Origin of the sequence: Thermoflexus sp. (assembly GCF_040289485.1) — a bacterium.
Lineage (GTDB): Bacteria > Chloroflexota > Anaerolineae > Thermoflexales > Thermoflexaceae > Thermoflexus.
In genome coordinates, this window is sequence record NZ_PSLG01000068.1 from 1 (window position 1) to 10,858 (window position 10,858).

Genomic DNA, 10,858 nt, shown 5'->3' on the forward strand with positions numbered 1-10,858 from the left:
CGGGTTTGGCGGATCGGGCGCCCCGTCCTGGCAGCGGAGGGGGCGTGGGGCGCGCATCCAAGAGGATCCGGAGCCTCTGCGGGGGGCGGAAGGCCTCCGCCAGCGCGGCCGGAGACCGCCGCATCCCAGGTCCCCGATGCGTCCCGGGACGACGGCGGGCGGTGGCGCTGCCGGCGGTTGTCATCCCCCCATGCTCCCTGGTATAATGATGAATGATTTGCCGGTCTTCGCAATGGGGCGGTTGGGCCCCTACTGCGATCCTCCGGTGGATCTCAACGCCCGAACCCGTCAAGGAGATGGTGGTGGCAACCGCCTGGCCCGCTGGCGTGGACTGGGAGCATCTGGAGGTCACCGAAGCGGATCTGGAAGGGCTGCTGAACCAGTTCCTGGAGGACCCGCTCCCCCGCACGGCGGAGGAACTGGCCCGGGCGCTGATCGCCCGCCGCCTCCAGGAGATCGAGGAGCGCCGTCGGGGCCTCCTGGCCGGCGCCCGACCCTTCCGCCCCCGGGATCGCTATCAGGTGGGCGATCGGTTGTTTTTCCCCCATTTGAACTTCGCCCTCGGCACCGTGGTCGGGATCCGAGACGGCCACAACCCGGAGGTCGGTCCTTTCAAGGTCATCCAGGTCCGTTTCGAAGACGGCGGAGCCCTCCGCGAGTTCGCCGCCGAGTATCCCCTCCCCCACCGCCTCAACGAGGTGGACGGACTGCGGGGGCCGGACGAGAAGGGCCTGCAGCCGGAGGAGATCTGGGCGACATGGGGGCGCCGCATCGCGGAGCGCCTGGCCGCCCGCCTGGAAGGCCATCCGGATTTCGTGCGGGTGGGCGACCACTGGTTCCCACGGGCGCTGCTGGTCGAACTGCACGAGGGCCATCTGAACCTGGTGGAGGCCCTCCTGGACGTCCAGGGCGGCGGCCCCCTTCCGCCGGAGGCGATCCTCCCCCATCTGGAGATGCCGGCCGATGTCCCCCCTGCCCTCCAGATCTTCTCCCTCAACGCCGCCCTCTACCGGGACCCGCGGTTCGATGAGGTGGGCCCGGCGGGCCAGTTCCTCTGGTTCCTGCGCCGCATGGAGCCCCCCGAGGTCCTGGAGACCCCCCCGCGCCTGCAGGGAGCTCCCTATCGCGGATCTGGCCAGCGCCTCGACGCGGCGCTGCGAGGGATCGCGGCGGAGATCGACGACGAATGGAGCGCCCTTGAGGAGATCCGGCCCGGGCAACCGGGAGAGGCAGAAGCGGTCGCATGGATCGCCACCTACCCCCACCTGGCCAGCGGGACGGCCCCGCTGACCCGGCGCACGGCCCAGGTGTTCCCCTTGGGGCGGACGCATCGCATCCGCTTCACGTTCGAGGACCCGACGACCGGCCAGCGCTGGCCCGGCTGGGTGGTCCGGGAGCGCCGCTACGTCTTCGGGCTGCGGGAATGGTATGCGGCCCACCAAATTCAGCCCGGCTGCCGGGTGGTCTTCCGGCGGTCCGGGGAGCCCGGTGTGGTCCAGGTCATGCTCCAGGGCCGCAGCCGTCGCGAGTGGGTCCGGGTGGTGAAGGTCGAGGAGGGCCGCTTGACCTTCGACATGCTCCGCCGGCAGATCCCTGGCGAGTTCGACGACCAGAGCCTGCTGTTCATCGATGACCCGTCCGCCCTGGAGGACCTATGGCCGCGCTGGCGCCATCGCCCGGTCCGCGCCCTGGTCCAGACGCTCTTCCCGGCCCTGGCCGGTCTGGTGCCCCAGGGCACGGTCCACGCGAAGACCCTTTACCAGGCGGTGAACCTGTTGATCCGCACGCCGCCGGAGGCGCTGTTCGAGGAGGTCATGGACCTTCCAGGGTGCGTCTACCTGGGCGACGGCTACTGGCGATGGGTGGAGGGATGAGGATGGGTGCGAACGGGGCCGCCGGCCTGCAGCGGTTGATCAAGCCCACCCTGGACACCCCCTTCCACATCGATTACGAGTGGTGGAAGCGGGAGGGCCAGGATTTCCGAGCCTATCTGATGAGCCATCTGTGCCCGGAGCACCGCGAGCGCTTCCTGGCTCACCCCGAGGAGGCCGAGATCGACGATGTGGACCCGGAGACGGCGGAGGTCCGGCGGATCGACGGGCTGTGGCATGCCCTGCTCCGACACTGTAGCCGCCGGTCCGATTTCATCACCTCCCAGACCCCGCTGACGGACGCCATCTTCCGGCTTTTCCTGGTGAACGGCAACCGCCCCCTGACGCCGAAGGAGATCGCCCAGGCCCTGCAGAAGCACACCGGGCGTTGGGAGGACCCTCGCAAGATCCTCCAGACGATCGGGGGGCGGGTGGTGCATCGCGGCATCCGGCCCGTCCTCGGAGGAGGGCGCCATGCAGGTCACGGTGAAACTGCACGCCATCCTGCGCCGCTATCGCCCCGTCGGGATCCCGGAGGAGGGGATCCCGGTGGAGATCCCTGACGGCGGGACCCCCCGGGAGGTGGCCGCCGCCCTGGGCATCCCCCTGGAACACATCCACGCCGTCTTCGTCAACGAGGCCCAGGCCGGGCTGGACACCCCGCTGCGCCCGGGGGATCTCGTCCGGCTGTTCCCCCCGGTGGTGGGCGGCGCCTGAGGGACCGCCCCCGCGCTCCCCGCGGAGGCCGGCGATGGCGGAGCCGATCCGCCTGTTCGTATCCAGCAGCCCGGATCTGGAGGCCGAGCGGGAGGTGGTGGGCCAGGTGGTGGCTGGGCTGCCTGTCCGGCTGGGGTGGGAGATCCGCCACACCCCCCGGCCGGGCGAGGCCCTCGCCCCGGCCCTGGCGGCGGTCGAGGCGGCCCACCTCTATGTCTTCCTGCTCGGGATGGATTACGCCGCCCCCATGGGGCTGGAGTGGTCGCGCGCCCTGCGGGCCCGCCAGCGCACCCTGATCTTCGTGAAGGAGATCGCCCACAGTCCGGCTGCGGCCCTCTGGCTGAGCGAGCAGGCGGGGAAGATCGCTTGGACCTCCTTCCGGGACCTGGCCGCGTTCCGACGGGTCTTCGAGCGGGAACTGGTGCGGGCGTTGCTGGACCTGGCAGAGGTCCTTCGGCTGCACCTGGACGAGATCGAGGCCCTCTCGGCGCGGGCGCGGGCGCTGGAGGAGGCCCCGCCGGAGGCACCGGCGGTGGCCCGCGGGGCGGAGCGGAGCGCGGTGATCCTGGGGGAACGCTGAACGGATGGGCCTGGGGAACCGCTGCCCAACCCCGATCCGCCGACGGAAGGACGATGCGGAGCCCCCGCAGCCCCTACCCTGTGGCGCCGTCAAAGGCCAAACGCAGGGCCTCGGCGAGGGTGCGGGCGGGCAGCACCTGGAGATCGGCAGGGACCTCCCGCAGGCGGCGGATGGTGCGGGGGAGCAGGCAGCGGCGGAAGCCCAGTTTGGCCGCCTCGGCCAGGCGGAGCTCCAAATGCCCCACCGCCCGCAGTTCCCCGGAGAGCCCCACCTCCCCGATGAAAACCATATCGGGCGGCAGCGGGCGATCCCGGGCCGAGGAGACGATGGCCATCGCCACCGCCAGATCGGCCGCCGGCTCCTCCACCCGCAGTCCCCCCACCACGTTCACGAAAAGATCCTGGTCGTGCAGGCGCAGCCCCACCCGCTTGGTGAGGACGGCCACCAGCAGGAGGAGACGGTAGGGGTCCACCCCGTTGGCGGTGCGGCGGGCAGCGCCGGGCGGGGCCGGGCTGACCAGCGCCTGGACCTCCACCAGCAGTGGACGGGTCCCCTCCATCGTGACAGCCACGGCCGAGCCCGAGGCCTGGATCAAGCGCTCGGCCAGGAAGAGTTCGGAGGGATTCGGGACCTCGACCATGCCGTCGCTGCGCATCTCAAAGACCCCCACCTCGGAGGTGGCCCCGAAGCGGTTCTTGACGCTGCGCAGCAGGCGGAAGGCATGGTAGCGATCGCCCTCCAGGTAGAGCACCGTGTCCACGATGTGTTCGAGGAGCCGCGGGCCGGCGATCAGCCCGGCCTTGGTGACGTGGCCGATCAGGAAGACGGTGATCCCCATGCCCTTGGCCATGGCCTGGAAACGAACGGCCGCCTCCCGCACCTGACTGACGCTCCCCGGGGGCGAGGGGATCTCCTCCGCGTAGACGGTCTGGATGGAGTCCACGATCACCATACGTGGCCGCAGCGTCGCGATGCGATCCTCCAGGGCCGCCATCCGGGTCTCGTTCAAGAGATAGAGGTGCGGGTTGCGCAGCCCCAGCCGGTCGGCCCGCAGTTTCAACTGGCCCAGGGACTCCTCGCCGGAGATGTAGAGGACCGGGAAGTCGGGGCCAGCCATGCGATCGGCCAGTTGCATCAGCAGGGTGGATTTGCCGATGCCCGGGTCGCCGGCCACCAGGACCAGGGAGCCGGGGACTACGCCGCCGCCGAGGACCCGGGCGAACTCCCCGAGGGGAAGCGGCCAGCGCCCGACGTCGGCCGCCTCCACGGCCGGGAGCGAGACGGGCTGGGGGGCTGGCCCGGGGGGGGCGCCGACAGCCCGCAGGGTTGGGGTGGTAGGGACCTCGACCAGGGTGTTCCACTCTCCGCAATCGGGACATCGGCCCATCCACTTCGGATGGACCGCGCCGCATTTCTGGCACACATACTGGGTCCGTGGCCGCGCCATCATGCCTCCCATCCTCAGATCCCCCGATCCCATGATAGCCCCAGGGGGATGGGGGCGGTGGCCCTTTCGCTCAGGCGACGCCGGCCGGATCCCCGGGCGAGCGCCCCTCCATCGCCCGCAACGCCCACGCGGCGTGCTCCCGCAGCATGGGGTCCGGGTGTGCCCGCCAGGCCTCCAAGAGCGGGCGGACCTTTTCCGCCCGCAGGTTGCCCGCCACGATCAGCGCGTTCCGGACCAGCCCTCGCCATTTGGCCCGTCGGATCGCGCTGCGGCGGAACCGGGCCCGGAAGGCGGCCTCGTCCATGCGCAACACCGCCTCCAGGGACAGCCGGGGGATCCCTGGGCGGGGCTGGAAGGCCGGATCGGCCGTCGGCCGGGCGAAGCGCCGGTTCCAGGGGCAGACCTCCTGGCAGATGTCGCAGCCGAAGATCCAGTCCCCCAGCGCCGGCCGCAGGTCCTCGGGGATCCCCTCCCGCCGCTCGATGGTCAGGTAGGAGAGGCAGCGCTCCGCGTCCAGCGTGCGGTCCGGGCGGATGCACTGCGTGGGGCATGCCTCCAGGCAACGGGTGCACGTGCCGCAGTGATCGAAGCGGAACGGCTCGTCGGGCTCCAGCGCCAGGTCCACCAGCAACACCCCGAGGAGGAGCCAGGAGCCCAAGCGCGGGTGGATCAGCATGCTGTTCCGGCCGATCCACCCCAGGCCGGCCTGGACCGCCCAGGCGCGCTCCAACACCGGGCCGGTGTCGACATAGATCCGCCCCTCCACCGGGCGGCCGGCCTCCCGGTTCAGGAAGGCGAGGAGCGCCCGGAGCCGCTCCGCGATGACCTCGTGGTAATCCTCTCCCCAGGCGTAGCGGGCCACGCGGCCGGAGGGCTCGGCATCGGGGGCAGGCGGGTCGCCCGCATCGTAATTGACCGCCACCACGATGACCGAGCGGGCCGCCGGCCACAGGTTCCGCACGTCCCGTCGTTTCTCCACCGCGTCCGGTCGGGTCAGGTAGTGCATCGTGGCGGCCCGCCCCTCCCGGACCCACTCCGCATAGCGATCCGCCGCGGGGGTGGGCCCGGCCGCCGCCACCCCAACGAGGTCGAAGCCGAGGGCGGCCGCGTAGGCCTTCAGACGGGCCTTGAGGTCCATGGGGGGCACTAAGCGGTCCGCGTGAGCAGGGAGAGGGCCAGCTCCTGCAGCGCGCGGCCGTAGGGATCCCGTAGGTCCGCCCGCCGCAGGGCCTCCAGGGCCTGTTGGGTGAAGGTCGCGGCCATGGCCTCCGCCTCCGCGCGGGCCCCGCAGGCCTCCAGGTCCCGCACCAGATCCTCCACCGGGGTCGCAGGGTCCCGATACCGCTCGGCGAAGGCCGGCATGCGCTCCATCGCGCACACCACCGGGAGGGTTTTCTTACGGGCCCGCAGGTCGTCGGCCACCGGCTTGCCAGTGGCGGTTGGATCCCCCCAGATCCCCAAGAGGTCGTCCTGGATCTGGAAAGCCATCCCCAGGGCTTCCCCGAAGGCCTCCAGGGGGCTTGGGGGGCGACCGGCCAGGCGCGCCCCGATCCCCAGGGCGGCGGCCAGCAGCGCCGCGGTCTTGCCCCGGATCATCTGCAGGTAATCCGCCACCCGGATCCGCTCCGCGGCCTCGAAGGCGAGATCCAGGTGCTGGCCCAGGGTCAGCGCCAGACAGGCGGCGTCGAAGCGCTCGGCGACCTCCAGGACGAGCTCGGGAGGCACGCCCCGCTCCCGCAGCCGCCAGAGGGCCTGGTGGGCGATGGTGAAAAGGGCGTCGCCGGCGTTGATGGCCTGAGCCACCCCCCACAGAGCCCACACCGTGGGCCGGCCCCGCCGCGTCTCGCTGCGGTCCTCGATGTCATCGTGGATCAGGGAGAAGTTGTGCAGCAGTTCGATGGCCGCCGCCGCCGGGAGCGCGCGGGCCGGATCCCCCCCGCCGGCGGCGCACGCCAGCAGGCAGAGCATCGGGCGCAGGCGCTTGCCGGCGTTGAGGCGGACCGGGCGGAGGGCGGCGTCGACCCAGCCCAGGTGGTAGTGGAGCATCCCGTAGAACAGGGTCTCGGCGGGGGCCGCCGGCTCCCCGACCGCGGCCTGCATCTCCGCCTCCAGGGCCGGCATCCACTCCGCGAAGAAGGCTTCCCACGCGCCCATCCCGTCCCGCCTCCTCCTCTAGTGATCCGACGCCCGCTCCTCCACGAGGGGAACCGCACGGAGGGCCTCCAGGTCCCGCGCCCCCACACAGAACATGGCGATCCGCAACTGGCGGGTGACGATCTCGATGGTCTCCGCCACCGCCTCGGCCGAGATCACCGCGGCCCGCAGGAAGGGGCCGGCCATCCCCGCCAGGGAGGCACCCAGGGCCAGCGCCTTGGCCACGTCCACCCCGTCCCGGATCCCACCGCTGGCGATGATGGGGAGGCCCGGCGCCCCCCGCCGGGCCATGCGGATGGCCTCCACGGTCGGGATCCCCCATTCCCGGAAGGCGGCCGCCACCTGCCGGTGCACCTCATCCGGCGCCCGATGCATCTCCACCTGGCTCCAGGAGGTCCCCCCGGCCCCGGCCACGTCGATGGCGGCGACCCCGGCGGCGGCCAGTTGCCGGGCCACCTCCTCCGAGATCCCCCAGCCCACCTCCTTGACCACCACGGGGACCGAGAGGGCGCGGCACACCGCCTCGATCTTCCGCAGCAGCCCCGCGAAGTTGGTGTCGCCTTCGGGCTGTAAGGCCTCCTGAAGGGGGTTGAGGTGGAGGATCAGGGCGTTCGCCTCCACCCACTCCACCGCCCGGCGGCAGTGGTCCACGGTGTAGCCGTAGTTCAGTTGCACGGCCCCCAGGTTGGCGAAGAGGAGGATGTCCGGCGCGTAGCGGCGCACCTGGAAGGTGGGCAGCAGATCCGGACGCTCGAGGACCGCCCGCATGGACCCCAGGCCCATGGCGATGCCACGGGCCTGGGCCGCCTCGGCCAGGTTCCGGTTGATGCGGGCCGCCTCCTCCGTGCCCCCGGTCATGGAGGAGATGAGCAGAGGGGCCCGCAGGGGCTTCCCGAAGAAGGTGGTCGAGAGATCGATCTCCCGCAGGTCCAATTCCGGGAGCGCCCGGTGCACAAAGCGCAACCGTTCGAACCCTGCGGTCAGCCGCCCGAAACGGACGTCCTCCTCCAGGTTGATGCGAATGTGGTCCGCCTTCCGCTGGGAGATCATCGTCCCTCGCCGATCCCACGCGCCCGCGTAACACGGCCGGCGCCATGGTGTTTTAAATTGCGGAATCATCTTACTCCGGCGCGGAAAGGCATGTCAAGGCATCGGAAGACACGGCCCTTGACGCCGCCGCGGGACCGGGTAGAATCCCAACCAAAATTCGCCGGGGAGGGTTCTATGAGCACGGTGTTCGAACAGGTGCGCGAGGTGATCGTGGAGGTGCTGGGCGTGCCGCCGGAGAAGGTGACGCCGGAAGCCCGTTTCCGCGAGGATCTGGAGGCCGACTCCCTCGACCTGGTGGAACTGATCATGGCCCTGGAGGAGCGCTTCGGGGGCGAGATCTCCGATGAGGACGCCCAGAAGATCACCACCGTCGGCGAGGCCGTCGCCTACATCGAGAAGCATATGGTGAAATAGCCTGCGATCTCTGCCGTCGCCCCTTCGGGGATCGGCTCCCTAACTTCATCAGAACCGAACCCACTGGGAAGAAGCCATGGCCGCCCGGCGTGGCTTCTTCACACTTCTCTGGGGACACGGATAGGCTACCCCTATCCCGCGCGTTTCCAACCAACCCACCATCGGGCCTGGGAACCGATCCCCTGGCCCCCACGTCTCCCCTACAGGGAGATCCCAACCTCAGGAGGCCGACGATGGGCCGACGAAAAGGGGTGCTGTGGATCCTGATGGGGATCGCCGTGGCGCTGGCCTTCGTCCTCTCCCCTTCTCTGCAGCGCGTCGCCCACGCCGTCCTCCAGGGCTTCCGTTTCCGCCGCGTCCTGGTCGTCCCCTACACGTTCGCGATGCCCCAGGCCTCTCTGGAAAACCTCCGCCGCATCCTGGGGGGCGACCTCGCCGTCGAGGGCGCCGATCCCCGCCTCGTCCAGACGCCGGAGGAGGCCGAGACGCTGCTGGGGTTCCGCATCCGCCGCCTCCCCGGGGTGGAGGCCTTCGCCACGCTGCAGGTGATCCCCGTGACCACCGTCCGCTGGACCGTCCGCCTGGACCACCTGCGGGAGGCCCTGCACGCGGTCGGCGCTGATGACGTGGCCCTGCCGGAGACCCTGGACGGCACCGCCATGACGCTCACAGGAGGCCCGGTTCTTCTGGCCACCCTGGAGCATCAGGGCACCCCACTGGGGTTCCTGCAGGCCCCCCTGCCAGCGCTGACGATGTCCCCCGAAGGCGATGTCCGGCCGCTGGCCGAGGCAACCCTGCGGCTGATGGGCATGCCGGCTGCCGAGGCCCGGCGCCTGGCGAACACCGTGGACTGGCAGACCACCCTCCTGCTGCCCGTCCCACTGGCGGCGGGGATGGCTGTGGAAGTGCAGCCGGCCTCCCTGGGCGGCGGCCGGGAGGGCACGCTGTTCACTTTCCCCACCGCGGCGACGCCCTCGGGGGAGCTGGTCGCCGTTCGCTTCCTCCTGTGGCACGATGCCGAATTCCTTTACGGCCTGGGCGGCCCCGAGGTGGACCCGGATCGCCTCCTCGCCTGGGCCCGCAGCCTGCGCTGATCCGAACCGATGTCCGGCCGGTGGGTGATCGAAACCGAGGGGCTACGGAAGGTCTTCGGCGATCGGGTGGCGGTGGCGGACCTCACCCTACAGGTGGCGGAGGGCGAGGTCTTCGGCTTCCTGGGCCCGAACGGCGCCGGCAAGACCACCGCTGTCAAGATGCTGCTCGGGCTGGTCCATCCCACGGCGGGGACCGGCCGGGTGTTGGGCCGCCCCCTGGGGGATCGCTGGGCGCGGCGGGAGATCGGCTTCCTGCCGGAGGGGTTTGCCTTCCACGATTGGCTCACGGCGGAGGAGCTGCTGTGGTTCCACGGGCGGCTGGCTGGGATGGCTTCCTCCGACCTCCGGCGGCGCATCCCGGGGTTGCTGGAGCAGGTCGGCCTCGGGGCCGACGCCCGGCGGCCGATCCGCACTTTCTCCAAGGGCATGCGTCAGCGCCTGGGCCTGGCCCAGGCTTTCCTTCATGATCCCCGGCTGGTCTTCCTGGACGAGCCGACCTCCGGCCTGGATCCCGCTGGGCGGATCTTGGTGCGGGATTTCTTGCGGGCCCGCCGGGCGGAGGGAGTGACCATCTTCCTGAACTCCCACCTCCTCAGCGAGGTGGAGCGGGTGTGCGATCGGGTGGCCTTTCTCCGGGCCGGCCGGGTGGTGGAGACTCTGGATCTGCGGGCCGAGGCCTCCGTGACGGTGCGGGTGGAACTGGAGCGGATCCCGCCGGGCGTGCGCGCGGGGCTGTCGGCGTGGGGGGAGATCCTCGCCCAGGGGGATCGGTCCTTCACCTTGCGGCTGGCCCCCGGGCGCCGCCTCGCCGACCTCGCCCGCTGGCTGGTGAGCCAGGGCGCGGACCTGGAGGCCCTCATCCCCCAGGCCCTCTCCCTGGAGGACCTTTTTCTGCGGATCGTTGGGATGGAGATGGGCTAGCCAGGCGGTCGCTGGCCCCGGGGGGATAGGACCCCCCGGCGGGCCCGCCGGGCCTTCTCCTGGATGCGCACCAGATCCTCCTCGGTGACCGGCCGCTCGAAGGCCCGGAAGCCGGCGACCCGAAAGCCGTGCTTCCGGGCCAGCCGCGCGATCTCCTCCACCTTCTCGATCTGGAGGTTCCGGCCCAGGGTGAAGGACTCGTAGCGGCCCTCCAGGGCCAGGATCATCGTCTCCGCCATGCAGGCATAGGCCATGCGGGGCGGGAGGCCGAAGTCGAACCCGAAATCCACCTCCCCGGGGACCTCCACCATGCCCCCGTCGATCACCAGCACGTCGTCCCGCTGCTCCGCCACGGCGCGGGAGACATCTCGCGGCTGGGCCACGTCGCAGACGACCGCCCCGGGCTTCAAGTGGGAAGGCTCGATGACCGACGCCACGGCGCTGGTGGCCGTCAGGACGAGATCCGCCTCCCGGATGGCAGCCACCTCGGTGGTGATCACCACCTCGGCGCCCTCCGCGGCCACCTGGGCGCCGACGGCCTCCAGGCGGTTCCGACGGCGGCCGACGAGGATCAGGCGGGGGATCTCGCGGGCCAGCCGGCGGGCGGCCA

At 71.2% G+C, this 10,858-nt stretch carries 11 protein-coding genes and 1 pseudogene; 7 read left to right on the forward strand and 5 right to left on the reverse strand.

What is annotated here, in order from left to right:
• Positions 1 to 302: 302 nt before the first annotated feature.
• Genes C4313_RS09800 through C4313_RS09815 form a run of 4 tightly spaced genes read left to right on the forward strand, consistent with a single transcriptional unit; the run spans position 303 to position 3,168 of the window.
• Complete coding sequence (locus C4313_RS09800; protein ID WP_352429683.1) at positions 303 to 1,874, forward strand: hypothetical protein; 1,572 nt, start codon at positions 303 to 305, stop codon at positions 1,872 to 1,874.
• Between the two features lie 2 nt (positions 1,875 to 1,876).
• Positions 1,877 to 2,434 (forward strand): hypothetical protein, encoded by a 558-nt coding sequence (locus tag C4313_RS09805; RefSeq protein ID WP_352429684.1) that lies wholly within the window; start codon positions 1,877 to 1,879, stop codon positions 2,432 to 2,434.
• On the forward strand, positions 2,421 to 2,588 hold the full coding sequence (locus C4313_RS09810) for a MoaD/ThiS family protein (protein ID WP_503012463.1): 168 nt from the start codon (positions 2,421 to 2,423) through the stop codon (positions 2,586 to 2,588). Before C4313_RS09805 ends, C4313_RS09810 begins: the two co-directional genes overlap by 14 nt.
• Positions 2,589 to 2,622: 34 nt before the next feature.
• Positions 2,623 to 3,168: a hypothetical protein gene (locus C4313_RS09815; RefSeq protein ID WP_352429686.1), complete on the forward strand. Its 546-nt coding sequence runs from the start codon at positions 2,623 to 2,625 to the stop codon at positions 3,166 to 3,168.
• 73 nt (positions 3,169 to 3,241) lie between these two features.
• On the opposite strand, the gene radA is transcribed toward C4313_RS09815, so the two are convergent.
• The 4 genes from radA to fni all read right to left on the reverse strand — a co-directional run bounded on the left by radA (position 3,242) and on the right by fni (position 7,819).
• Positions 3,242 to 4,615, reverse strand: coding sequence for a DNA repair protein RadA (gene radA, locus C4313_RS09820; RefSeq protein WP_352429687.1), 1,374 nt, complete (start codon positions 4,613 to 4,615; stop codon positions 3,242 to 3,244).
• A gap of 70 nt (positions 4,616 to 4,685) precedes the next feature.
• Positions 4,686 to 5,753, reverse strand: a complete 1,068-nt coding sequence (gene queG / locus C4313_RS09825) for a tRNA epoxyqueuosine(34) reductase QueG (protein WP_352429692.1) — start codon at positions 5,751 to 5,753, stop codon at positions 4,686 to 4,688.
• Positions 5,754 to 5,761: 8 nt separating this feature from the next.
• Positions 5,762 to 6,769, reverse strand: a complete 1,008-nt coding sequence (locus C4313_RS09830; protein ID WP_352429688.1) for a polyprenyl synthetase family protein — start codon at positions 6,767 to 6,769, stop codon at positions 5,762 to 5,764.
• An 18-nt stretch (positions 6,770 to 6,787) separates the two neighbouring features.
• On the reverse strand, positions 6,788 to 7,819 hold the full coding sequence (fni, locus tag C4313_RS09835) for a type 2 isopentenyl-diphosphate Delta-isomerase (RefSeq protein ID WP_352429689.1): 1,032 nt from the start codon (positions 7,817 to 7,819) through the stop codon (positions 6,788 to 6,790).
• Positions 7,820 to 7,993: 174 nt separating this feature from the next.
• Here fni and acpP point away from each other — a divergent pair, with 174 nt between their 5' ends.
• The 3 genes from acpP to C4313_RS09850 all read left to right on the forward strand — a co-directional run bounded on the left by acpP (position 7,994) and on the right by C4313_RS09850 (position 10,248).
• Positions 7,994 to 8,233 (forward strand): acyl carrier protein, encoded by a 240-nt coding sequence (gene acpP / locus C4313_RS09840; protein ID WP_322800681.1) that lies wholly within the window; start codon positions 7,994 to 7,996, stop codon positions 8,231 to 8,233.
• Between the two features lie 233 nt (positions 8,234 to 8,466).
• The gene (locus tag C4313_RS09845) at positions 8,467 to 9,327 is read left to right on the forward strand and encodes a hypothetical protein (RefSeq protein ID WP_352429690.1); all 861 of its coding nucleotides are present in this window, start codon (positions 8,467 to 8,469) and stop codon (positions 9,325 to 9,327) included.
• Positions 9,328 to 9,336: 9 nt separating this feature from the next.
• On the forward strand, positions 9,337 to 10,248 hold the full coding sequence (locus C4313_RS09850) for an ABC transporter ATP-binding protein (RefSeq protein ID WP_352429691.1): 912 nt from the start codon (positions 9,337 to 9,339) through the stop codon (positions 10,246 to 10,248).
• Here the strand turns inward: C4313_RS09850 and C4313_RS09855 are convergent.
• A pseudogene (locus C4313_RS09855) lies at positions 10,245 to 10,858 on the reverse strand (shikimate dehydrogenase); the annotation flags it as partial. The gene C4313_RS09850 and the pseudogene C4313_RS09855 sit on opposite strands and share 4 nt — an antisense overlap.

Coding starts and splice junctions, on each gene's coding strand:
- acpP (WP_322800681.1), top strand. CDS start 7,994: ATGAGCACGGTGTTCGAACAGGTGCGCGAGGTGATCGTGGAGGTGCTG.
- C4313_RS09805 (WP_352429684.1), top strand. CDS start 1,877: ATGGGTGCGAACGGGGCCGCCGGCCTGCAGCGGTTGATCAAGCCCACC.
- C4313_RS09850 (WP_352429691.1), top strand. CDS start 9,337: ATGTCCGGCCGGTGGGTGATCGAAACCGAGGGGCTACGGAAGGTCTTC.
- C4313_RS09845 (WP_352429690.1), top strand. CDS start 8,467: ATGGGCCGACGAAAAGGGGTGCTGTGGATCCTGATGGGGATCGCCGTG.
- C4313_RS09830 (WP_352429688.1), bottom strand. CDS start 6,769: ATGGGCGCGTGGGAAGCCTTCTTCGCGGAGTGGATGCCGGCCCTGGAG.
- queG (WP_352429692.1), bottom strand. CDS start 5,753: ATGGACCTCAAGGCCCGTCTGAAGGCCTACGCGGCCGCCCTCGGCTTC.
- C4313_RS09815 (WP_352429686.1), top strand. CDS start 2,623: ATGGCGGAGCCGATCCGCCTGTTCGTATCCAGCAGCCCGGATCTGGAG.
- fni (WP_352429689.1), bottom strand. CDS start 7,819: ATGATCTCCCAGCGGAAGGCGGACCACATTCGCATCAACCTGGAGGAG.
- radA (WP_352429687.1), bottom strand. CDS start 4,615: ATGGCGCGGCCACGGACCCAGTATGTGTGCCAGAAATGCGGCGCGGTC.